Origin of the sequence: Timonella senegalensis JC301 (assembly GCF_000312125.1) — a bacterium.
Taxonomy (GTDB): domain Bacteria; phylum Actinomycetota; class Actinomycetes; order Actinomycetales; family Cellulomonadaceae; genus Timonella; species Timonella senegalensis.
This window is the reverse complement of the sequence record NZ_HE978642.1, coordinates 446,118-469,141: the sequence shown is the minus strand read 5'-3', so window position 1 is coordinate 469,141 and position 23,024 is coordinate 446,118. Positions and strand designations below refer to the sequence as shown.

General features: G+C 63.4%; 22 protein-coding genes and 1 riboswitch. Of the genes, 4 read left to right on the top strand and 18 right to left on the bottom strand.

What is annotated here, in order from left to right; genetic code table 11:
* Positions 1-22 precede the first annotated feature (22 nt).
* The 4 genes from HGSM_RS13695 to HGSM_RS06635 form a co-directional block, all read right to left on the bottom strand.
* Positions 23-1,897: a dihydrodipicolinate synthase family protein gene (locus tag HGSM_RS13695; protein WP_019147965.1), complete on the bottom strand. Its 1,875-nt coding sequence runs from the start codon at positions 1,895-1,897 to the stop codon at positions 23-25.
* 53 nt (positions 1,898-1,950) lie between these two features.
* Positions 1,951-5,355: an error-prone DNA polymerase gene (locus HGSM_RS06645; RefSeq protein ID WP_051009694.1), complete on the bottom strand. Its 3,405-nt coding sequence runs from the start codon at positions 5,353-5,355 to the stop codon at positions 1,951-1,953.
* A 125-nt stretch (positions 5,356-5,480) separates the two neighbouring features.
* Positions 5,481-7,319: a DNA polymerase Y family protein gene (locus tag HGSM_RS13690; protein ID WP_230197506.1), complete on the bottom strand. Its 1,839-nt coding sequence runs from the start codon at positions 7,317-7,319 to the stop codon at positions 5,481-5,483.
* Positions 7,320-7,338: 19 nt separating this feature from the next.
* Positions 7,339-8,100, bottom strand: coding sequence for a hypothetical protein (locus HGSM_RS06635; RefSeq protein ID WP_019147962.1), 762 nt, complete (start codon positions 8,098-8,100; stop codon positions 7,339-7,341).
* A gap of 209 nt (positions 8,101-8,309) precedes the next feature.
* On the opposite strand from HGSM_RS06635, the gene HGSM_RS06630 reads away from it, so the two are divergent.
* The gene (locus tag HGSM_RS06630; RefSeq protein WP_019147961.1) at positions 8,310-8,876 is read left to right on the top strand and encodes a YbaK/EbsC family protein; all 567 of its coding nucleotides are present in this window, start codon (positions 8,310-8,312) and stop codon (positions 8,874-8,876) included.
* Positions 8,873-9,445 carry a GNAT family N-acetyltransferase gene (locus HGSM_RS06625; protein WP_019147960.1) on the top strand — a complete coding sequence of 191 codons (573 nt, stop codon included), beginning with the start codon at positions 8,873-8,875 and terminating at the stop codon, positions 9,443-9,445. Before HGSM_RS06630 ends, HGSM_RS06625 begins: the two co-directional genes overlap by 4 nt.
* Positions 9,446-9,461: 16 nt before the next feature.
* Here HGSM_RS06625 and HGSM_RS06620 read toward each other — a convergent pair whose 3' ends face one another.
* The 4 genes from HGSM_RS06620 to HGSM_RS06605 form a co-directional block, all read right to left on the bottom strand.
* On the bottom strand, positions 9,462-10,280 hold the full coding sequence (locus HGSM_RS06620; RefSeq protein ID WP_019147959.1) for a TrmH family RNA methyltransferase: 819 nt from the start codon (positions 10,278-10,280) through the stop codon (positions 9,462-9,464).
* A gap of 103 nt (positions 10,281-10,383) precedes the next feature.
* Positions 10,384-11,610, bottom strand: a complete 1,227-nt coding sequence (locus HGSM_RS06615) for an SPFH domain-containing protein (RefSeq protein WP_019147958.1) — start codon at positions 11,608-11,610, stop codon at positions 10,384-10,386.
* 87 nt (positions 11,611-11,697) lie between these two features.
* Positions 11,698-12,147, bottom strand: coding sequence for an NfeD family protein (locus HGSM_RS06610; RefSeq protein ID WP_019147957.1), 450 nt, complete (start codon positions 12,145-12,147; stop codon positions 11,698-11,700).
* Between the two features lie 267 nt (positions 12,148-12,414).
* Positions 12,415-13,230 carry an ABC transporter ATP-binding protein gene (locus HGSM_RS06605; RefSeq protein ID WP_019147956.1) on the bottom strand — a complete coding sequence of 272 codons (816 nt, stop codon included), beginning with the start codon at positions 13,228-13,230 and terminating at the stop codon, positions 12,415-12,417.
* Positions 13,231-13,298: 68 nt separating this feature from the next.
* Between HGSM_RS06605 and HGSM_RS06600 the strand changes: the two genes are divergently transcribed.
* Positions 13,299-14,129 carry a hypothetical protein gene (locus tag HGSM_RS06600; protein ID WP_019147955.1) on the top strand — a complete coding sequence of 277 codons (831 nt, stop codon included), beginning with the start codon at positions 13,299-13,301 and terminating at the stop codon, positions 14,127-14,129.
* A gap of 161 nt (positions 14,130-14,290) precedes the next feature.
* Here the strand turns inward: HGSM_RS06600 and HGSM_RS06595 are convergent, their stop codons facing one another.
* The 3 genes from HGSM_RS06595 to glgA all read right to left on the bottom strand — a co-directional run bounded on the left by HGSM_RS06595 (position 14,291) and on the right by glgA (position 16,481).
* Complete coding sequence (locus HGSM_RS06595; RefSeq protein ID WP_019147954.1) at positions 14,291-14,686, bottom strand: DMT family transporter; 396 nt, start codon at positions 14,684-14,686, stop codon at positions 14,291-14,293.
* A complete protein-coding gene (locus HGSM_RS06590; protein WP_019147953.1) occupies positions 14,686-15,000 on the bottom strand; it encodes a DMT family transporter in 315 nt (104 codons plus the stop codon). The genes HGSM_RS06595 and HGSM_RS06590 overlap by 1 nt, the downstream gene beginning before the upstream one ends.
* A gap of 10 nt (positions 15,001-15,010) precedes the next feature.
* Positions 15,011-15,075, bottom strand: a riboswitch (guanidine-III (ykkC-III) riboswitch).
* A 170-nt stretch (positions 15,076-15,245) separates the two neighbouring features.
* On the bottom strand, positions 15,246-16,481 hold the full coding sequence (gene glgA / locus HGSM_RS06585; RefSeq protein ID WP_019147952.1) for a glycogen synthase: 1,236 nt from the start codon (positions 16,479-16,481) through the stop codon (positions 15,246-15,248).
* A gap of 56 nt (positions 16,482-16,537) precedes the next feature.
* Between glgA and glgC the strand changes: the two genes are divergently transcribed.
* Positions 16,538-17,776, top strand: coding sequence for a glucose-1-phosphate adenylyltransferase (gene glgC / locus HGSM_RS06580; RefSeq protein WP_019147951.1), 1,239 nt, complete (start codon positions 16,538-16,540; stop codon positions 17,774-17,776).
* Between the two features lie 136 nt (positions 17,777-17,912).
* On the opposite strand, the gene HGSM_RS06575 is transcribed toward glgC, so the two are convergent.
* From HGSM_RS06575 to fabI, 7 genes are all read right to left on the bottom strand, one after another.
* Positions 17,913-19,175 carry a Dyp-type peroxidase gene (locus tag HGSM_RS06575; protein ID WP_019147950.1) on the bottom strand — a complete coding sequence of 421 codons (1,263 nt, stop codon included), beginning with the start codon at positions 19,173-19,175 and terminating at the stop codon, positions 17,913-17,915.
* A 3-nt stretch (positions 19,176-19,178) separates the two neighbouring features.
* Entirely contained in the window at positions 19,179-19,811 is a 633-nt protein-coding gene (locus HGSM_RS06570) for a copper chaperone PCu(A)C (protein WP_019147949.1), read from the bottom strand.
* A 43-nt stretch (positions 19,812-19,854) separates the two neighbouring features.
* Positions 19,855-20,454 (bottom strand): hypothetical protein, encoded by a 600-nt coding sequence (locus HGSM_RS06565; RefSeq protein WP_019147948.1) that lies wholly within the window; start codon positions 20,452-20,454, stop codon positions 19,855-19,857.
* A gap of 46 nt (positions 20,455-20,500) precedes the next feature.
* Positions 20,501-21,169 carry a phosphoserine phosphatase SerB gene (serB, locus tag HGSM_RS06560; RefSeq protein WP_040594702.1) on the bottom strand — a complete coding sequence of 223 codons (669 nt, stop codon included), beginning with the start codon at positions 21,167-21,169 and terminating at the stop codon, positions 20,501-20,503.
* Between the two features lie 61 nt (positions 21,170-21,230).
* Complete coding sequence (locus HGSM_RS06555; protein WP_019147946.1) at positions 21,231-21,689, bottom strand: hypothetical protein; 459 nt, start codon at positions 21,687-21,689, stop codon at positions 21,231-21,233.
* A gap of 7 nt (positions 21,690-21,696) precedes the next feature.
* On the bottom strand, positions 21,697-22,191 hold the full coding sequence (locus HGSM_RS06550) for a SixA phosphatase family protein (protein WP_019147945.1): 495 nt from the start codon (positions 22,189-22,191) through the stop codon (positions 21,697-21,699).
* A gap of 31 nt (positions 22,192-22,222) precedes the next feature.
* The gene (fabI, locus tag HGSM_RS06545) at positions 22,223-22,990 is read right to left on the bottom strand and encodes an enoyl-ACP reductase FabI (protein WP_019147944.1); all 768 of its coding nucleotides are present in this window, start codon (positions 22,988-22,990) and stop codon (positions 22,223-22,225) included.
* Positions 22,991-23,024: the final 34 nt, after the last annotated feature.

Sequence of the window (23,024 nt, the reverse complement as noted above, 5' to 3'; positions counted from 1 at the left end):
GACCCTACCTAATTCGGGCCGGTCAGTCGGCCTGAGCCCGCCTTGGCCGGTAGTTGCGTACCTCACCCGAATCGGGCTTTGCCGCATCCAGCGGGGTAGCATCCCTCGAACCATCTTGAAGTCCACGGTGGGAGGAACGGTCCCGAACACTCCTGCGCACAACTCCCCCGCCTATGGGTGCTGCCCCTCGAGCGCCAAGGTCGTTCTGCCCCGAGGTCGGGGATGGCGAGGATACAGCGGAGGTAGTGGACGTGGCAGAGCGCGTGGATGTAGCGGAGGCAACGGATCGGGAAGAGCTCGCAGACTGCGCACTTCGTGGAGACGGTGCGGTTGCTGCAGACTGCGGAGTCACAGGCCCTGGGAAGTCCGAGATCATGGTCTCCTGGTCCCCGAGCGCGGCTTCTTCAAGGAAGCGCGCTTCGGCGCGCATGCGCCTGGTCTGGGCGCGGTTGTGAGTCGACTCGTCGACCTCACGTTTTCCTACCGCCGGCACTACTCGGGTCAGGTCGTCTGAACCTGTCTGTGGTGTGGCTGCAGTGCCTCCGACCCGCGGGGTCTCGGAGGATGCCGCAGAGCCCGCGGACGTTGGGGTTGCGGAGCTCGCCGACATCGCTTCCTTGAACGAGACTCGGCGGGGCCCTCCCTTGGCAGACGCCCCACCCTTGGCAGGGTTTTCCTGTAGTGGGGCAGGGACTGTCGCAGTGGCATGCGACCTGCGTGAGGACGTACGAACTGGGGTGTCTCCGGTGGCGGTCAGAACCTGCGTGGCGTCGTCCTGGGGTGCGTACTCGTGCGCCTCGTTGTGCTGCGAACGGGAACGAAGTGCCGCCCTCTTGGACGATTCCGCGGGCTTGGTTACCTTGGATACGCCCTTGATGCGTGCGCGGGAGATTGGAGCAGTGGACGCTGCTGGCGCAGCTTCCTGCGAGCCTGGCTCAACGTCCTCGGCCACGAGCGGCATGCGCTCGAGTGCGTCAAGCGAGCGTTCGATGGAGGCCAGCGCCAGGCGGACGAGCCCCACAGCTGCTGGAGGTAGTTCGAGCAGCGGGTTGGGAAGGGCTCCAACGTCTAGGCCACGCAGCCTGGAGATCGTGTGAGCAACGCGGATGGAGCCGTAACGGCCCATCACTACGGTCAACGGGGTCAGCGCCCTCTGCATCTCGAGCGCACGGCGCGCGCTCGCAGGGTCGGTCTTGCCCTTGACCGCGTAGTCCGCGAGCTTGACGCACACGTGTGGAAGCACGCCCGCTAGTGCGGAGTGCCACGTGCTTGCCCCTGCGGTGAGAATCGCTGCCCCCTTGTCCTCACCGCTGAAGCCCCAGTCCAGTTCCTTGCCCCGGGCCTCGCCGATCTCGTGAGCGATTGCATTCATACGGTGGTAGATCTCGGAAGAACTGGCCGCGCGGTCTTTGAAGCCGGCAACGTTAGGGAACTGCGCCATCGCGGCAAGTTCGGACACAGAGAAGCGGTGGCGAGTTGTGGCCGGGTTGTTGTAGACCCACAGCGGAAGCTGAGACTCGCTTGCCACGACCCGGTAGAGCTCGCTGACCTCATGCGTCAGGAGTGGGTGGTACGACATGGGCTGCAGGAGCGCTCCGGTTGCGCCCGCCGCCCTTGCCTCGTGCAGGTTGAGGAGGACCTCGGCGGTTGTCAGCGCCCCGATGCCTGCGATGAGTGGCACCTTCTCCTGGGCCGTTTCGGCAACCGTGGCGATGACTCGCTTGCGCATCGAACGGGGCATATATGCCGCACCGCCGACTGAGCCGAGCACTGCCAGTGAGTCGACGCCCGCATCAAGTGCGGAGTCTACAAGTGAACGAAGTGCGGCGACGTCGAGGCGTCCATTCGCACTTCGTGGGGTTTGCAGGTACGCGACAAGCGGTCCAAGCACTGGCATTCGTCCAGACTACTCGTGGGTTGTGAGCATAGTGTGGCGGGGTGGCGTGATTTTCATTGAAAGTCTCGTGACGAAGTCTTCACCCGCAGCGACAGCGGTGTGAAGTGCTCTGCCACGAGGTTAGTCGCCCCGTCAGCGTGCTCCACTCTACCGCGAATGATGGCCGCCTTTGCAGTGCGCAATCCCTTACGGAACTTATTCCACACGCCAACTGAACAGAGCACGTTGACGATTCCAGTCTCGTCTTCAAGCGAAAGAAACGTGACGCCAGCAGCGGTTCCGGGCCTCTGGCGATGGGTGATGACGCCAGCCGCAGTGATTCGCCGTCCGTCCTCCCACGAGTTGACCTGGCGCGCGCTCAGAATCCCTTGCGCGTCCAGCTCTGCACGCACCAACTGCGTGGGATATATCTGCGGGTTGATCCCGCTCGACCATTGGTCGGCTACCGCGGTTTCGGTGACCGTCATGTCCGGGAGAAGCGGCGCCTCAACCCCGAGCGACAGGCCCTCAAGGGTGTCCTCGCGCTCCTGGGTCAGCACGCCTGCTGCCCACAGTGCCTCCCTGCGGCTCACACCCAGCGAGTCAAAGGCGCCGGAGGCCGCGAGCGCCTCGAGTTGTTCGGTGCGCAGCGCGGTCCTGCGTTGGAAGTCTCGCAGCGTGGTGAACGGACCCGCCTCCCGTGCCTCGACGATCCGTGCCGCGTCCGACTCCTTAAGATTTCGCAGGCTCGCGAGCCCGATCCTGATTGCGTTATGCGTGGGGAGTTCAACGGGCACGCCTGGCTTTGTCACGAACGTGTCCGTCGAATTGAGGATCTCCCGGTCGGGAACGGGTCGGGTGTCCACGGCTCCATGGGGTGCCGCGTCCGCCAGCGGTTCCACGTGCGCGTGTACCCGGGAGGTATTCACGCAGGGTGGCAGGACCGTGAGCCCGTGTCTGCGGGCGTCGTTCATGAGGGACTGCGGGGTGTAAAACCCCATGGGCTGCGCTCCGAGCAGTCCTGCGTAGAAGGCCGCCGGGTGGTGGGCCTTGAGCCAACTGCTCGCATACACAAGGTAGGCAAAGGAGAATGCGTGGGACTCGGGGAAACCGAAGTCCGCAAAGGCCTTGAGCTTGTCAAAGATCTCCTCTGCGGTGGCGCGCGGGATGCCGTTCGCGGACATCCCTTCGAGGACCCTGTGGTGCAGCGCTTCCATGCGTTCGGCCGAGCGTTTTGAGCCCATGGCGCGGCGCAGTTGGTCTGCCTCCGCCGGGCTGAAGTTGGCGGTGTCGATGGCCATCTGCATAAGTTGTTCCTGGAACAGCGGGACGCCGAGGGTTTTTGCGAGCGACTTCTCTAGTAGCGGGTGCGCGAACACGATCTTTTCCCGCTTGCGTGCCCGGTTGATGTACGGGTGCACAGACCCACCCTGGATGGGTCCGGGCCGGATCAGCGCGACCTCGATGACGATGTCGTAAAAGACCTTGGGTTTGAGCCGAGGCAACGTGGCGATCTGCGCCCGCGATTCCACCTGAAACACGCCCACTGTGTCTGCTGCCTGCAGCAGTTCATACACAAACGGGTCGTCGGCGGGCAGCGAGTGCAGCTCGAGCTCGAGCCCATCCGTCTCCTTGACGTGCTCGAACGCGAGGCGCAGCGCGGTCAACATGCCGAGCCCCAGCAGGTCAAACTTCACGAGTCCCGCGTCCGCGCAGTCCTCCTTGTCCCACTGCAGCACCGTGCGCCCTTCCATTCGTGCCCACTCCACGGGGCACACCTCCGTTACTGGACGATCACACAGGACCATTCCGCCCGAGTGGATTCCCAGGTGACGCGGCAGCCTGCGTAGCTGCTCGGCCAACACCACGACTGCCTCCGGGATCTCCCCGCGACCATCCTGCGGAAAGCTCGCCAACTCGGAGCCTGTGGGGGAAAATCCATCGCGGCGCGCGGTATCGTCCACCTCCGGACGCCCGGCAGCTCGCTCAGGGTCAGGGGTGCTGCTGGAGTTACGGTCATCCGTGAGGTTTCCCCACCGGTCAATACCCTTTGACCAGGCGTCTTGCTGGCCGGTGTCGAAGCCGAGGGCTTTGGCCGCGTCCCGCACGGCGGACCTGTTGCGGTAGGTGATGACGTTGGCCACCTGGGCGGCGTGCTCGCGGTCGTAGCGCTTGTACACGTACTGGATGACCTCCTCGCGACGGCGCGATTCGATGTCCACGTCGATGTCGGGTGGGCCGTCACGCTCGGGAGCAAGAAACCTCTCGAACAGCAGCCCATGATGCACGGCGTCCACCGCGGTGATCCCCAGCGCATAGCAGACGGCAGAGTTCGCCGCCGATCCCCTACCCTGTGCAAGGATGCTGCTGCGCCTGCAGAAGTCCACGATGTCGTAGACGATCAGGAAGTATCCCGGAAACCCTAGGTCCTCAATGATGCGCAGCTCGTGGTCGATCTTGTCCCACGCTCCAGCAACACGTTCTGCCTCGCGGGAGCCATAGCGTTCGAGCGCCCCAGCGTAGGTGAGTTCACGCAGCCAGGTGCTTTCCGTATGGCCTGCCGGGACGGGGTATGGCGGCAGGTTGGGTGCCACGAGCGCAAAGTCGAACGTGGTCTGCGCGGCGAGCCTCGCGGCGTTGTCTACAGCGTAGGGGTGGGCCCTGTGCAAGTACCGCATTTCCTCATCCGAACGCAGATGACGGGTGGAGGTCGCCTCAAGCCACGGCTCCATGGAGTCAAGTGAACGGTTAGCGCGGATTGACGAGAGCGTCTGGGCAAGCCGCGTGCCCCGCGGGTTTGCATAGTGTGCGTTCGTGGTGGCCACGAGTGGCAGACCAGCCCGCCGTGCTACCTGGGCAAGCTTCTCTGCACGCTCGAAGTCGAGGGCATGCGCACCCCACGTGGTTTCGACTGCCACGTTTTCCTTACCAAACACCTCTACGAGCTGGCTCGCGTAGTCGTACGCACCATCCAAGTCGCCGGCGTCCACGAGCCTGCGCACCCTCCCCTTGCGACAGCCCGTGAGTACGAGCCATGTACCTGCGGCTGCCCGGCCGAGTCCCTCTAGGGTGTAGTTGGCGAGCCCCTTCTTCCCCGCGTCGAGGTGCGCTCGGGCGATCGCGGAGGACAGGGCGCGATACCCGTCTGCTCCACGCGCTACGGCTACGAGGTGGTCCGCAGCAGGATCAGGAACCCCTGTGGGCTCGTCGAGCCTGCCCGCAGTTGTGGGCAGGTGCAGTTCGGCTCCGAAGCTCGTGGCGAGTCCCAGCTGCTTGGCGGCTTGCGCGAAGCGCACCACACCATAGAGCCCGTCGTGGTCTGTCAGCGCGAGCGACGACAACCCCAATCGTGCGGCTTCCGCCGCGAGCTCCTCCGGTTCGCTCGCTCCGTCAAGGAAGCTAAACGCAGAGTGGGCGTGCAGTTCCCCATATGTCAGTCCTTCACTCACGTTCCTTCCTTTCCCGATCCCGCTTCTCATCTCGCGTCTCGTGTCTCGCGTCTCGTGCTTCATGTTTCGTGTTCGCACATCCCATTTCGCGTCTAGGCTGCGCATCTTGCAGCAACCCACCACGTGTCACTCAGTACGCACCCACCGGAGTGGACCTAGTCGTAGGTGCCCTCGCATTCCCAGCCCCCGTCCCGGTACACCACAAGCAGCGCTGGGGCCTCGTGTTCCGGGATCAGCTGCAGGTAGATCTCGTGCTGCGGCTCGCTTTGCCACCACAGGGTCGTGATGGGCCACGGTCCGGCCCACTGTCCGATCGCGATTGTGTCCGTGCCTTTGCCGTCGGCTCGTGGGCGCACCAGCCGATACGGCGGGCTCGACATGATCAGCCTGTTGTTGAACCGGACGGGGCGCCCTGCGGGGTCGAGCACAGAAACGGGTATCGCGGGCTCGTAGATGATCGTTGGGCCGGGGCTCGGCAGCGCGTCGAGGCGCATGCCCTCCTCGCTCGCCTCTTCTTGGGGCTCCCCATCTGCACGGTCGTCCCAGTTCACGGCGCGAATGCGCTGCTTGTAGGTACGCCCTCCCACGAACGAGAGCGCGTGGACGCGCTGCGGCCCAACAAGGCTCACCGCGCGCTCCACGGCGCGCAGCGCCCTGAGGTCTCCCCCGCGGCTTGTCCCCCACAGCGCTTCCTGGTGGGTCGCGGCCCCGATGACGTCCAGCGCACTGAGCGTCAAGGCAGTCAGTTCAACCGGCCGGGTGTCGTCGAGGGCCCAGTCTCGCTCGACCTGATCGCTCAGGCGCTCCATCCCGCCGGCCGGACGTACCTTCGCACCTGACCCCACCCCGGCGCCAACGGCCGGCCCCGTACCAGACCCGGCACCGAGCCCACCCTCAGCCCTGCTCCCTGCCTTTCCCGCGCCCTCTGCTATCCGGCGTGCCCGCTCGAGGAGCGCGCTGTTGGTGAGCCACCCCTCCAGTTGCCAGCGCACCCGCTGGGTGAGCCGCGCGGGACTCATCGCACCAAGTGCACCCTCATCGGTGCGCCAACTGCGCTGCAGGATACTGCCGTCGCTGAGGTGTGCTGCAACCAGGATGCGGTTGCACGTGGCTGACTGCTCCACGAGCGAATCGTGCACTGTCTGCGCCAACGAGCGCGCATAGAAGGCCGCCTCATCGACCCGTGTTGCGGGTGTGTCAAGTACTACGTGCGCCTCGATGTCTGGGCGGTGTGCGGCTGCCTGCGCTACGTGACTGTCTCTCCCGCTGGCAAGGTCGTGGACCCAGACCCCGGCCTCGCCAAAGCGCGTCTGCACGTGGCTGCGCGGCAACCGGGCGAACTGTCCAAAGGTGCGGATACCCAGCCGGTCCCACAGGCCGATCAGCTCGTGAAGCGCGCGCCGCTGGGCCGAGGTCGTGGTGGCATACAGGACATCCGCGAGAGGGCGTGCGGCCAAGAAGTCTGGACTCGACCCGGGCGGAACATACAGCATTGTGCGTGCGGACAGGATCGCCGCGAGCAGCCCTTCAGCGAACCCCACATGGGCTTCCACCTGCACGGATCCACTCACCTGGTTGATGAGCGCCTCGGTCAGGGCGTCCTCGGAGCCGAAGTATCGTGTGGGCCCCTGCGCGCCAAAAGTAAGGAGCCCCGGCCGGATGATGTCGAGCGTGGGCACAACCCTTTCCACGACCTGTGCCACGTACTCGAACTCTCGCGCCTCGCTCGCCTCATTGCTCTCGAGCACGTGCACGTCCGGGCACAGCTCTTGGGCCGCCCGCAGGCTCATCTGCGCACGGACTCCCTGGGCGCGCGCATACCCGGAGGCAACACGCACCCGCCTATTTGCCGCAATGACTATGGGCACGGCATCCTCAAGGCCCGCGACCGCGCTCGCCACAAGGACGGGCCAATCCGGGACCCACAGGACTCCCGTGCGCGGGCGCACAGCAGAAACGAGGTCGGGCATATGGGGGTGGGGTATTGCGTTCATGGTGGTGTTCGCCGATGTTCTATGCGGAGTGCGCAACCCGCAGGTGCGCACGCGGGTAGTTGACGGGACCGTGGACGAGGCCATCCTTGCCCGTGAACTCGCACCGCCGCCCGCCGCCCGCAGGGTCTCTCCTGCGCAGCGTGTACGTCCGTTCCCGCAACCTTCCCAGTCCTTCCATTCCTATTCCCGCGAGCCCAACCCAGCTCGCGCCCTCCCCAGACAGCACTGCTCTGGCCCCGCGCCATTCCTGCTGGCTCACGATCACGGCGCCGCGTTCACGCGCTCGCGCAAGGAGCGTGCGCTTCTCCCCATCCGTCAGCCCGCACCTACCGCCCACAAACACGATGTCCACGCCGTCAAGCAAGGCCGCAATCACCTGAGCCTCACGGCCATCCGCGTCCGGGATGGCGACGACCCGTTCAAGGCTGATTCCCACATCATGAACCGCCGCATAGTTCAGCTCGGGCGCCCCCACGACTGCGATCCACGCCCCGTCCTCGCTGGCCTTGACCAGCGTGGACAGGGCCGTGAACGTCGACCCGTGAACAACGGTCACGCCACCCCTCACGAGCCCCTGGGGCAGCACCTCCCACAGTGGCTCGAGGACTCCCAGCGCAACCCGGTCCTCACGGTGACCCGCCGCTGGAACCGCGGTGGATCGTCGAAAATTAGAAGGTTCCGGAGAATCCGGAGCCTCCCGCACCGGAGCAGAAATCGATGAGACCGCCCGCACACCGCTTCCGCGCTCTGCGAGCGCAAGAATCGATTTTGCGTGCGCCATCCGTTCCTCAATGGGAGCCCTTTGCGCCTGTGCTGGCATGTTCACCGCCTCTGATTTCGTCCGGTTTTCGAACGCACGGATTCGAACGTGTGTTCGAAAACAACTGTACGCCACCCCTCTGACAAAGCACCATCGTGCAGTTCACAGGGCAGCGACCACGCCTCAAAACCCCTCCGCACAGCGGTGCTCGAGCGCATTACAGTTGCACCATGACTACGCAGACCTCGCTGAACCTTGGAACAGTCCCGTGGGAGCCCGCACTGGGCCGCCCCGACCTGCTTGGGGAGCGAGTTCTGAGCCAACTGACCGTCTGGTCGCAAAACGACCCGGAGCGCACCGCACGCATCTTCGTGTGCGAAATCGATCCACAGGATTCGGACACAGCCGCGATGTCGCAACGCTACGAGATCCCCATGCACGACTCCGTGAACTGCGTACTCGTTGCTGGAAAGCGCGAGGGCACCGAGCGCACTGCCGCCGTGGCCGTGCGCGCTGACACCCGGGCGGATATCAACGGCGCGATCAAGCGCATGCTCGATGTGCGCAAGGCATCGTTCGTTCCGATGGATCGGGCGGTGGAAGAATCCGGGATGGAGTACGGCGGTATCACACCGATCGGCCTGCCGGATACGTGGCGCTTCGTTATGGATGCGGCGGCCGCGAGCGACGAGTGGATCGTCATAGGCTCGGGGGTTCGCGCTTCCAAGATCGCTGTGCGAGGCAGCGACCTCGCCCACCTGACGGGCGCCGACATCATTGAAGGGCTCGGCCGATGACCGCCGTCATTCGCAGGGCAACCCCGCTCGACGCCCCAGACCTGGCGCGCCTCGCCGCGCTCACCTTCCCGCTCGCCTGCCCTCCGGGCACCACGGATGAGGACATTGCCGCGTTCATCGCGGGGAACCTGACCGCTGCGCATTTTACGCAGCACATGTCCCAGCCTGATACCCGCGTGATCGTGGCGCAGGATGCGCCCCTTATTCACGACGATTCACGCGCTCCCAGCACCACCCCCGGCCGGCTGCGTGGTTACGTCCTGCTCATCGGGGGCCAGTTGGGCGCGCCCGCACCTGAATTCGGGGTCCGTGCAGCACACAGCGCGTACCTCTCAAAGTTCTACGTGCACAGCTCGGACCACGGCGGATCCGTGTCGCAGCCGCTCCTAGCGGCGGCGTGCGAGGCGGGCCGTGAACTGGGTGCCGGGTCGCTGTGGCTAGCCGTCAACCAGCTCAATGCGCGGGCTATCCGCTTCTACGAAAAGTCCGGGTTTGAACGAGTGGGCGTCAAGACCATGCAGGTAGGGGCCGAACTCCATTCGGACTTTGTCTACGAGTTCGCGCTGTAATGTGCGTCCACGCTACCTACATGCGGGTGGCGTAAAACACCACGGCGCTCGCCGCGGCAACGTTGAGGGAGTCAACCCCGCCGGCCATCGGAATCCGGACCACGCGGGATGCAGCCTTGACTGTCCGCTCTGGTAGTCCATGCCCCTCGTTACCAAAGATCAACGCAACCTTGTCGTGGTCTTCTGCAACAAAATCGTCGAGAGTAATGGAATCATCCGACAGTGCGAGCGCGGCGGACGTGTAACCGGCTTCGTGCAGGGCAGTCAGGCCCTCGGGCAGGTTGTCGATCCGGGTCCAGGGCACCTGGAACACGGTCCCCATGGAGACACGCACGGAGCGCCTGTAGAGCGGGTCAGCGGACTTCGGGGTCACGAGGACGGCGTCCACCCCGAGCCCCGCAGCGCTGCGGAACGCAGCACCAATGTTGGTGTGATCGATGACGCCATCAAAGATCGCGACGCGCCGCGCACCTTCGCCGCCGCGCAGCGATTGCAGCAGTTCGCGCGGATCCGCGAGCGTCGGGCGGTGCATCGAGGCGAGCAGACCGCGGTGCACTTTGAACCCGGTGAGTTCCTCGAGCAGTTCCTCGGAACCAACGAACACCGGAACCTCGGGGAACTCCTCCATGACATCGGCCACGGAATCAAGCCATTTGTACGACATGATCAGGGAGCGAGGCTTATGTCCGGCCTCAAGCGCCCTACGCAGAACCGTCACGCTCTCCGCAATGTAGAGGCCCTTTTCGGGTTCGTGCTTGGACCTCAGGTTCATGTCCGTCAGATTGGTGTAGTCGAAGAGTCGTTCGTCGGACAGGTCCGTGATGTCAATAAGCACTAGTCCATCTTCCCGCACTGGGTACCGAAAAAAGAAACGGGCGGCCAGTCCGTTCGGACTGACCACCCGTTCTCGGTGAAGCTAGGCGAACCTAGGTAAGACCCTACTGCTGTGGCGGCGGAACTGGTCCGCCGTCTTGAGACGGACGTGGCTCGAACGTCTCGACTGGGCGTGGCGCCGCTGGTGGCGTTGCCTGGTTGGGGTTGCTTGGAGCCTGGCCCACGGTGTGCAGTGGGTTGGCTGGCGCTCCGGAGCGGGTGCCTGCCGTGGTGGCGTCCGCGCTTGCAGCCTCCGCCTGACGGCGAGCCTCAGCGAGAGCCTCGGTTGGGTCCGTCAGTGCTACGGCCGATTCCTTGCGCTCGCGGCGCTGACGGCGACCCTCTGCGGCTTCCTTGGATGCTGCAAGTGCTGCAGGGTCGGTAGCAGCCGGGCCCTGTCCGGTGAAGCCGGATGCGATGCCGCCGAGAGCTGCTGTGAACTCTGCAGGAACGATCCACATCTTCGACGAGTCGGACTTTGCCACCTCAGGGAGCATCTGGAGGTACTGGTATGCCAGAAGCTTGGGGTCGGCGTCGCCCTCGTGGATTGCGTCGAAGACCTGGAGGATGGCTCGCGACTCACCCTCAGCACGGAGGATAGCCGACTGGGCTTCACCTTCTGCGCGGAGAATATTTGCCTGCTTCTCACCCTCAGCCGTGAGGATCTGGGACTGCTTGACACCCTCAGCGGTCAGGATGGCTGCACGGCGGTCACGCTCTGCGCGCATCTGCTGCTCCATCGAGCCCTGCACGGATGCGGGTGGGTCGATCGACTTGAGTTCGACTCGGTTGACGCGGATTCCCCAGCGTCCAGTTGCCTCATCGAGAACTCCGCGGAGCTGCCCGTTGATCTGGTCACGGGAGGTAAGAGTCTGCTCGAGGTCCATCGAACCGATGACGTTACGCAGAGTGGTAACGGTCAGCTGCTCGATTGCCGTGATGTAGTTCGCGATCTCGTAGACAGCCGACTTGGGGTCGTTTACCTGGAAGTAGATGACCGAGTCGATCGACACCACGAGGTTGTCGGAGGTGATCACTGGCTGCGGCGGGAAGGAGACGACCTGCTCACGGAGGTCAACTCCTGCACGAACGCGGTCCACAAACGGGATCAGGAAGTGCATACCAGCGTCGAGCGTGCGGTTGTAACGTCCCAGTCGCTCAACGATTAGGGAGACAGTCTGCGGGACAATACGTACGGCCTTGAATAGGACCGTGACCACAAGAATGGCCAGAACCGCAATAACAACAATCGCAACGACTGTTCCCGGGTCTAGCGATGACGTGTCATTCATCTAAGTGCCCTTCTTTGTTTTGTGCCGACCAAATGCAGGACATTGGGCCAGCGCGAGATGTGGCGCCGAGGCGCCAGGACCAGCCGCCTAGGAATCGGCGATGGGCCTAAGAATTGGTTCGACGATGGCAGTTGCGCCATCAATCTTGATGACGGTGACGTGAGTTCCATTGGGGAGCTCAGTGCCGTCAGCGGAACGCGCAGACCACACCTCGCCCTGGAACTTGATGCGGCCACCGGCTGCGTTGACATCGGTGACTGTGACACCGGTCTTGCCCACGTACGACTGGGCGTTAGTTTCTATTGCCTTGCCCCGAATCTTCATGTGTTCGAGCATCCATTTCCGGAGAAATAGAAGCAGAAGCAGAGAGACGACCGCCCAAATGATGCCCTGCCAGATGATGTTTTCCACGCCGAGCTCGGCTGCGAGCGCGGCTGCGAGAGCACCTCCTGCGAGCATGAGAAGGACCAAATCGAGGGTGAGCATTTCCGCGACCACAAGAACGATCGCGATGAGCACCCAAATCCACCACACCATCTGTAACCTCCTGCAGTTTTGGTTTTGGCTTTACAGATAACCTATCCGAGTTTTACCCGCTCGGACCCCTGTTTTCGCGGGGCTAGACCAAAGTATGTACTTGAGTATGATGCCCCGACCCACCGCTCCCGCGGCGATGGGCAGGCTAGCCCTTCCCCCGCCCCATTGCGAGGTCGCGATGTGTGCCGGCCAGGCCCGCTCTGCAATGCATGAGGGGTCCCGCGCGCCATGCGCGGGACCCCTCAATTGCACGTTTTCAGATCAACTTTACGCGTGGCCACCCAGATTGACCGGGAGTTTCTGCGATGCGCGGGCGCTGTATCGGTCACCAGTCTTGGTGACGGTGAGTGGAACGTCGAATGCACCTGTCAGGTTCTCGTCCGTCAACACCTCATCGATTGGACCGGCCGCATACTCGCTGCCGTCCTTGAGGAGGAGCAGGTGCGTGAATCCTGGTGGGATCTCCTCGACGTGGTGGGTGACAAGAACCAGCACCGGTGCCGCCTCGTACGCAGCCAACTCGCTCAGTGCGGCGAGCAGTTCCTCGCGGCCACCCAGGTCAAGGCCAGCGGCCGGCTCGTCGAGCAGGAGGAGTTCAGGGTCGGTCATGAGCGCACGGGCAATCTGCACGCGCTTGCGTTCGCCCTCGGACAGGGTTCCATAGTGACGATCTTGGAACCCGTCAACGCCAAACGCGGCCATGAGGTCGGTTGCGCGCTCACGGTCAAAGTCGTCGTATTCCTCGCGCCAACGGCCGGTGATTCCGTAGGCGGCGGTCAGGACCACGTCGAGTACGAGCTCGTCGCCGGGGATGCGCTCTGCGAGCGCTGCGCTAGCGAGTCCGATGCGTGGGCGCACCTCAAAGATGTCAACCTTGCCCATTTGCTCGCCGAGGATCTTCACAGTTCCAGAGGTGGGGTGCATACGAGTCGAGGACAGCTGCATGAGGGTGGTCTTGCCTGCGCCGTTGCGTCCCAGGACGATCCAGCGTTCCCCCTCTTTGACCTGCCAATTGAGGTTGTCAACGATGTTCTTTGTTCCGCGGCGAACAGATACATTTTCGAGGTCCAGCACCCAAGTCATGCTCCATACTCTATCCGCAGCCGTGACCACTTGGGTCCAAAGGCGCGGCAGGTATTACCGTTTAGGTTGTGAATTCCTCCACACGCTCCACGCCCCGACCGTTCCGTGACTCCGATGCGCAGGCGATTTTGCCACGCAGCGCCAGTTTGGCGCTCTGGCTGCCGCGCGTTGCTAGTGGGCAGTGGTCACCAGAAGTTGCTGCCCAATCCGTCCAGCAGGAGGATGAGCCGCATATTATCGACGATCGTGGTTCCGCAGTCTCACTCGTCACGTTCCTGCGGTCCACGTTGGGTCGGGTGGTTGCCTCGTGCGCAGTCTTTCCAGTCCCCGGAGACATCGCCTCCGTTCCCTACCTCGCCACGCACAGCGGCGTGGAATCGGAGGAGCTTGTGCTGGTGCGCATGGTGGCCGAGGACCGTAGCCAGCGGAACATTGCCCTGGTTCCGGAGGTCACGGAGTTTGGCCCAGCTGGCGACCGCGGGTACTCAACTCACTGGAACGTTGTTGAGGTTGACCCTTGGGAGTTTCAGGTGCTCGGGTCTGCGGGTTCCCTCGCTGATGCGCAGCGCGCTCTCCGGGTGGGGCTCGCCCAGGCCACCGAGGCCCTCATCGCACTCGACGTGGCGCGCTGGCACGAGGAACACGCCGACCTGATCGACCTGCTGCGCGACTCCTACGACCTTTCGGGCTACATCCCTGAGGACCTGCCTGCGCGCGTATATTCCGTACTTGAGTCGTCGGCTCGCCTACGCGCAATCGTTGACATTGCACGCTTTTCGGATGGGTCGGCGCTCAACTCCACGCAAGCCCAAGCGAGGCTCCGGCTCTTGCGGGATGTGGACGCCATTTCCCGGCGCGCCATGGAGGCGGCGACGCTCATGACGCCGCTGGTCGGATAGGTCGGAACAGCCTCCCCGCCCCTTCCCAATCCACCCCTCCCGACCCCAAACCACCCCACCCCAAACATCATCGAGAGTATTCCTGAGCCCACTCTCGATGTCGAGAGTGGGCTCAGGAATACTCTCGATGAGAGGTGGGATGGAGCCGTCAGCAGGAGGAACTAGTCGCGCGCCTGCGTCGCCCTAGCCTCGCCCTCCGAGTCGTCATGCCCTAGTAGCTTGAGGCCGAACGTACAACCCACGATTCCCACGAGGAAGACCGCCTTGAGGGCACTCATTGATTCTGTGCCGGTCAGCGTCGCGTACAGCACCGTCAACACGGCGCCGATACCCGTCCACACGGCGTATGCGGTTCCGATCGAGATTTCGTTCATGGCAATTGCGAGCCCGCCCATGGAGATCGCAAGAGCCACGAGGAACACAACCACCGCGACGGGCTTGGTGAAGCCCTCGGAGAGCCCAAGAGCTGTGGCCCAAACGGCTTCAAACACGGCGGAGCCGATCAGGATGGCCCACGCAGTGTTCGAGCTCATGGCGGAGAAGTCAGGCTTGTTCATCACGCCACCGCCTTGAGTCCGATAACGCAGGCCACGATGCCGAGCAGGAGAAGAATCTTGGCTAGGTTAGCCTTCTCAGTCCCGCGCAGAATGGCGATGGACACGGTGAGAACCGCGCCGATGCCGACCCACACCGCGTAGGCGGTTCCTGTGGGGATGGCAGTCATGGCGTAGGCCAAGCCTGCCATGGAGCCGATCATGCCAATGACGAAGATGACGGTGGGGAGTTTCTTAGTGAACTTTTCGCTCTCGCCCAGTGCTGTGGCCCATACGGCCTCCAGCATTCCGGACGCAATGAGGATTACCCAATGCATGTTTGAATCCTTTGGCCAGTCTTGTCGCGCACCGGGTACTGAACCGTCGTCCGGGGCCCGGTCACCGGGCCTAAGGTCAAGGCTAGCAAAGACCGTCCAGTTAGTGTGGTGAACTCTGCCACCAGATGAACCCACCACCAGCCGAACACACCACCGGCCGCGACAGCAGGCCCAGGCTCCCAAATGGAAGCCCAACCCATGCCATCGCGGCCGGAAGGTTCAACTCAAGGAGGGCGCAGCCAAGGCTACGAATCCAGGGACCCACCACGATCGTCGAGAATCTGGGAGTACAGGGCCATGGTGCGTTCCCCGATCGCCTCCCACGAGAAGTGGTCCTCGACCCGCTTGCGGGCCGCACGGCCCATCTCCGCGGCGCGCTCAGGGTCCGCCAGGACCCTGTTGAGCGTGTCCGCGAGGTCGCCCACGAACTTGTCGGGGTCGAGCGGGGTTCCCGTGCCATCCTGGACCTGCTCGATCGGCACGAGGTAGCCGGTCACGCCGTCGTCGACGACCTCAGGGATTCCTCCTGTCGCACTTCCCACCACGGGCAACCCAACGGCCATGGCCTCGAGGTTTACAATTCCGAGTGGCTCGTAGATCGATGGGCACACAAACACGGTGGACGCTGCCAGAACGGCGATGAGCTCGTGGCGAGGAAGCATCTCCTCGATCCAGACCACGCCGTCGCGGCGCTGCGCCAATCCGGCAAACGCGTCCGAGACCTCCTTGGCGATCTCCGGGGTGTCCGGGGCGCCAGCGCACATGATCAACTGGACGTCCGCGGGAAGCTGCTCGGCTGCACGCAGCAGGTATGGCAGGCCCTTCTGGCGCGTAATACGGCCAACAAAGACCACGGCTGGACGCTCTGGGTCAATGCCCAGGTTCCGCACGATCCGGTCCGCATCGTCCACCCACTCGCCGGTCGGGCGCTGCCAGCCAGTCAGGTCGATGCCGTTGTGGATGACGTGCACCTTGGCTGGGTCAACGTTCGGGTACGAGCGCAGGATGTCGTTACGCATGCCACCCGACACCGCGATGATCGCGGCCGCGGACTCGTACGCGCTCTTCTCAATCCAGCTGGATACCGCGTACCCACCGCCGAGCTGCTCGGCCTTCCACGGGCGCAGCGGCTCGAGTGAATGCGCAGAGAGCACGTGCGGGATGCCGTGCAGCATCGAGGCCACGTGTCCCGCGAAGTTCGCGTACCACGTGTGGGAGTGGACGATGTCCGCCCCCGCAACGTTGTTGGCCATCTGCAGATCCACGCCCATGGTCGCTAGGGTCGGATTTGCGTCGCTCAGCTCGGCGGGCACCGAGTATCCCGTGACGCCCTCGATCCCGAGGTCGTCACGTGGCCCGTCAAAGCAGTGCACTCGCACGTCAGCGTGTTCCCGCAGCACGCCGGAAAGCTCGGAGACGTGGACGCCCGCTCCACCGTAGATGTACGGCGGAAATTCTCTGGTCAGTAAGTCAATTCGCACACAGACACGCTACATCCTTTTATGCGAAATAGGTCACAACAACATAGAGTCGTGACATGGCACATCCCAAAGTTCTCGCGATTGTCCTTGCTGGCGGCGAAGGCAAACGGCTCATGCCCCTTACGAAACACCGCGCAAAGCCTGCTGTTCCGTTCGGTGGCATCTACCGCCTAGTCGACTTCGCACTGTCAAACCTGGTCAACTCGAACTATTTGCACATTGTCGTGCTCACTCAATACAAGTCACACTCGCTCGACCGCCACATCTCGAAGACGTGGCGAATGTCCCCACTGCTGGGGAACTTTGTTTCTTCGGTTCCGGCTCAGCAGCGCGTGGGTAAGCGCTGGTACCTCGGGTCCGCAGACGCGATCTATCAGTGCTTGAACATCATTGAGGATGAGCGCCCGGACATCGTCATTGTCGTGGGCGCGGACCACGTCTACCGCATGGACTTCTCCCAAATGGTTGATGCGCACATAGCCTCGGGCGCAGAGATGACAGTTGCTGGTATTCGCCAGCCCATCGAGCTCGCATCTGAGTTTGGTGTCATCGACGTTGACTCTGAGAACCCAAGCCGAATTCGCGCGTTCCTTGAGAAGCCAGAAAACCCTGTGGGTCTCCCTGATGCTCCAAACGAGGTGCTTGCCTCCATGGGTAACTACGTCATCAACACTGATGCACTCGTTGAAGCCGTATCCAAGGACGCCGACAACGACGCATCCAAGCACGACATGGGCGGCGACATCGTGCCGTACTTCGTGGAGCGCGGCACCGCCGGCTTCTACGACTTCAAGGACAACGACGTTCCGGGCTCCACGGACCGCGACCGCGACTACTGGCGCGATGTGGGAACCATCGAGTCCTTCTACGAGGCCAACAAGGACCTGATCTCAGTCAACCCCGTGTTCAACCTCTACAACAACGATTGGCCCGTCTACACCGGATACGTCGGTCTTCCGCCGGCCAAGTTCGTGCACGCGGGGCCGGGGCGTCTGGGCCACGCAGCTGACTCGATCGTCTCCCCTGGTGTCGTCATCTCGGGAGCAACCGTGGTGGGTTCCGTGCTCTCCCCCGGCGTGCGCCTGCACTCCTGGTCCTCGGTCTCCGACTCGGTGCTCATGGACGATGTCATCGTCCACCGCCACGCCCAGGTCCACCGCGCAATTCTGGACAAGAACGTGGTGGTCAACGAGCGTGCGCGCATCGGAATCGACCCGGACGAGGACCGCAAGCGCGGCTTCACCATCACGGAAGAGGGACTAACTGTGGTTCCTAAGGGCACAATCGTCGATTAGCGGGTGTGCCGCATACAGCAGCGAATCAGTCACAACAAAGGGGCGGTGGCCCAGTTCGTACGAACTGGGCCACCGCCCCTTTGTGCAACTCACCCAAAGCCGCAGGTCATCCGCCCACGGCCTCGTGCGGATCGCGTTACAACCCGAGTACCCGCTCCCCCAGGTACTCACCATCCGCGCAGCCGGGCAGGACCGCGAACACTGCGGACCCAATCGGCGTAGTCCACTCGTTGAGCGAGTCCAGCTCTGCGAGCCGTGCCTGCAACGGGTGGTACTGCGTCATCGGGTCAGCTTGATACGACACGAACACGAGCCCGCTGTTGGACAGTTCGCCTGGCTCGGGGTCGTCATCGTAGTTGTACGCCCTGCGGTAGATGCGCTCGTGCGGGTTGTCGGAGCGAGCCCGTCTGATGTGCGAGTAGGGCGCGATCACCGGGAACCCGATCGGGCTCTTCGCCTCAAAGTCAGGCTCGTCGTGCTCTTCGGTTCCGGTCAGCGGCGCGCCGTTGTGCAGCGTTCGCCCCATGACGTCCTCGCGCGCGACCCTGTCCACCTCGTCCCAGGTTTCTAGGTTCATCGCGATCCTGCGCACCACCATTGATGTCCCATTCGCCCACACGCCCTGCTCAGGCCCGCACCAGATGACCTGATCGTCCGGACCCGGCGTGGGGTTCGCCGTGCCGTCGACCTGGCCCATTAGGTTGCGCATCGTGGTGCCGTCAGGGCGCGCGCCGCGCGCCCCTTGGAACCCGCGCTGGACCCAGCGTGGTCGCGCCCAGCGCGCTATCGCGCGCGTGACTGCGCGCCGCGCGTGGGCGATCGTCAGGTCGTCATCGCCACTCAGCGACACCACCAGATCGCCCCCGTTCCACCGGTCCTGCAGCTGGTCAATCCGGTAGGCGGGCAGCTGGCGCAGCCACGCCGGCTTATTTTCGACGATTGACGCGCGTGTGAAGAACCTCTCACCCAGTCCTATGGTCGCGGTGAGCCGGGCAGGGCTCGTCACCATCTCGGGTTCGGTGTCCGCGAGCGGCACCTGGCCTTGCGTGAGCTTGGAGGTGATCTCGGTCAGGACGCGCAGGAGGCGTCGCGCCCCATCCCTTCCCAGTCCCTCGTCCACATCAAAGGCGAGGAGCGCGAGCTGGGTTCCGGCGACCGTGGTTACGCCGGACTGGCGAGCACCATAGAACGGGAGCGTTTCCGAGCCGAAGGCCAGCGGCGCCTCGGCTGGGGCTGCGGTCACGTTGGCTGGGCTCGGGTGTTCGGTCAGGCCGCGGCTGAGCGCGGCAATCACTCCTCCGAGTGCGCCACCCGCGACCACGGTTCCGCCCACGATTGAGCCCGCTTTGAGGACCGAGCGCCTGCTGACAGGATTGTCTTGGTTCCCAGGCAAGGTCACGGCTCAGTGCTCCGAGGTTTCCTCGTGCGAGTACTCTTCCTTGGCGCCGGCAAAGTCCCGCACAGCTGCGGTTACCCGGATCTCGGTGCCGTCAGCAAGGGTGAGGACGACCTCTACCTCGTCGCCAGCGATGAGGTCCTGCGTCATGCCCATGAGCATGACGTGTTCCCCTCCGGGCTCAAGCACGCGGTCGGCGCCGGGTGCGATGGTGAATCCACCCTCGACCTTCTGCATGGTGGTGGAGCCGTTTTCGTCCGCCACCGTCTCGTGCAGCTCAACCATCTTGGCGGCTGATGATGCGGCGGACGCCACTGTCAGCGGCTCATCCGTGCGGTTGGAGAGCTTCATGAACACTCCGGTCATTGGGTGTTCGGCGTCCATCTGCACTGCCTTGGCCCAGGCATCAGTGACCACAAGTGGCGCGCCGTCCGGCGATGCGGTCTGGCCTTCGCCCTGGGTGTGGTTCGTACCGCCCGGATGTGTGTCATCGCCGGCGGTTCCCGGTGAGCATGCACCAAGAGCCGCGAGTGCAGCGATGCTCAGGACCGTTGTCGCACGAGCGAATGGGCGGTTGGCAAAACGTGAAGTCGAGCGGGCGCGCGTCTGCGCGCCACGCTGTGCCGAGTTGGCAAGCATGGTGTGTCCTCTGTGTTCTTGAAAAATAAACCGCGGGTGTGGATTAGAAGCACAGAGAAACTGGTGGGCCACGAAGGCTGAGGACTCCGCGGACGGACAGCCTGGAGTTGACTCGTACTACCTGCGCGAATACGGCAGGTCGGTACCGAGGTGCGGTGAGGGTCACAGCGAGGACGTGCGTGAGGCGAACGACCTTCTGGGCCACGTACTCCAAGAAGTCGTCCACACGGCGCAGAATCGTCATGAGGATGACAGCTGCGAGCGCGTGGGCAGCGAGCATCGGGAGGCTTAGTCCCAGGGCGGCGTCATGGCCCGCCGCATGGTGCGAAGCCGCGCCAAGGAGCTCGCGCTCGAATGCGACGTCGACGGTGTGGGCGCTGTGCGTGCTACCCCCGAGGCTCGGCGATAATGCAACCGAACCGAGGAGACCGAGCGATGTGTGCGCGAGAACTTGAGCGGACACGGCGCCGCCGACCTCGATCACACGGTTGCCGGTGCGCGCGATGAGCGCAGAAACGGGTGCGAGGAGCACCGCAGTGATGAGGATGCCGAACGTCCCGGAGTCGTGACCGGGATTAAGGAGGTGCGCAATCATCGCCAGCGCACCGAGCGCCGGATAGATGAGTGCAAACCTACGAATCACAGGACTAGCCTAGGCCAACCTGACAGATATTCACCAACGTGGTCCGTCAGGCTTGCGGGGCGTCGTGAGCATCGATGATGTCGAGTGCGCCAAGCATTGAACCGTTGACGGTGTAAGGTGCCTGCTCCCGCACGATGGGCTTAGCGTTGAATGCGATGCCCACACCCGCTGCGTGGATCATGTCGAGGTCGTTCGCGCCGTCGCCCATTGCGACCGTTTGGGACATGTCGAGTCCAAGTTCCGCCGCAAACTCCCGCAACGCGATTTCCTTGTAGGCACGGTCAACAATGCGGCCAACGGTCCGGCCAGTGAGAGCATTGCCGCTGACTTCCAACGTGTTGGCACGGAACCGGGAGATGCCCACCTCAGCGGCAAGTCCTGCCACGATCTCGGTGAAGCCCCCGGAAACCAGTGCAACCTCCCACCCTCGCGACTGGCACTGAGCGATGAACTCACGGGCGCCCTCAGAGAACTGAATCTGGCTCCGCACCTGAGCGAGTTCGTCTAGGGTCACGCCTTCCAGGGTGGCAACCCTTTGGGTCAGAGACTCGGTAAAGTCGAGCTCCCCGCGCATCGCACGCTCGGTCACCTCCGCCACCTGCTCCATCGTGCCCGCGTGGAGGGCAATCTGCTCGATGACCTCCTGCTGAATCAGCGTGGAGTCCACGTCCATAACAACGAGTCTGGTGGGTGCGGCTGCGCGTAGTTCGGTCACGGGTGTTAGCCTATCTGCCCGCCCGGGGATGTGCGTGCGTGTCTCGAGAAACGCGGCGATGTTAGTTCTGGGAATCCAAGAGTTCGTCTTCTGTCAGGCGTGGACCGCGTGAGTCCGCGATTGCCATAATCAGGCTCGCCACGCACAACGCGATGCCGATGATTCCCATCGGGTTAGCGATGCCGATAGCAAAGCCGGTCCAAGGGTCTGTGTTGCCGGTGAGCATTGTCTGCAAGCTGCCATCGTCCAAGCGGTCCGGAATCAGCAGACCAAGCACGGTGAAGCACACCCACGCGAGCACGAGCGCGATGAACGTCCACGGACGGGTCGAGTGCCCGGCCGCCGCTGTCCTGGCCATTGCTCTGGCAACAAGGATGTGAAGCACGAGGATGGGAAGACCAAGCAGGAACACGTAGATGAGGGTCAAGGACCCGAGGTTTCCCACGGTTCCACGCCCGAACACCACCCAGGTGCTTGCGAGCACTCCCATAACAAGGACAAGGAGCGACTTTCTGTTCATCGGCGCCCTATACCTCCGCGCTGTCCGTTGAGACGAGCAGAGCAGTACCTGCGTCCCACTCGGACCACGGCAGATCGGATTCGAGGATCGCGAACCCTGAGGTAGGAAGGCCGATCCGGACACGGTCGAATACGGCAGCATCCGTCCCGGGACCGGCAAGGTGCGCGGCAAGGGAAGACATCACTGGCTCATGTCCAACCACAAGGATTGTGTCTGGCTCCTCGCAGCCGCGGACAACGTCAAGCACGTTTTCCGCGGCCGCGAGGTAGAGGCTCTCTTCGACCTGAGCAAAGGACGCGTCAAGGTCGAGGCCATTGCTAACAAGTTCCCACGTCTGGCGGGTGCGTAGGGCCGCCGAGCAGAAGACCTTCTGTGGCTCCACACCAAGGCCGCTCAGCTTCTCACCAATCGCAACCGCTTGGCGCCGCCCATGCAGGGCAAGCGGCCGGAATTGGTCGCCAACCGACCCTGCAGGCTCTGCCTTTGCGTGACGAAGCAACACAAGTCGACGTGTACCGTTAGCAAAACTCAAACTACTGTCCCATCGCGTGGACTCCACCGTCTACGTGGACGATTTCGGCTGTCGTGGCAGGGAACCAATCCGAAAGCAGCGCAACAACTGCACGTGCAGCTGGCTCAGCGTCGGTCTGGTCCCACCCGAGCGGCGCGCGCTCAGGCCAGGACCCTTCCATCTTCTCAAAGCCGGGAATGGACTTCGCGGCAGTGGTGCGGATTGGACCTGCTGATACGAGGTTAACCCGGATTCCGTCCGGACCGAGGTCTCGTGCAAGATAGCGCGCCGTGGATTCGAATGCGGCCTTGGCCACACCCATCCAGTCGTAGACAGGCCATGCGAAGCTCGCATCGAAGGTGAGACCCACTACGGAACCACCATTCTTCATGAGTGGTTTTGTGGCCACTGCCAGCGACTTTAGCGAAAATGCGGAGACTTCAAGGGCGGTCGCAACGTCTGGCCATTCGCCGGCCAAGAAGTTCCCACCCATGACTGACTGAGGCGCAAAGCCGATGGAGTGGACTACCCCATCGAGCGAGTCAACGTGCTCAAGCACACGGGACTCAAGGGCGGCCAAGTCCTCTGCGTCGGTTACGTCCAGCTGAAGCACTGGTGCGGGGGCGGGCAGGCGCTTCGCGATTGCCTGGGTGAGGCGGAACTGACGTCCAAACGAGGTCAGGACGACCTGAGCACCCTCCTGCTGCGCAAACTTGGCTACGTGGAACGCAATGGAGTGGTCAGTGAGCACGCCAGTTACGAGAATCTTCTTGCCTTCGAGGAGTCCCATGATGAGTCCTTTTCCTAGAGTGAATGTGTATCCG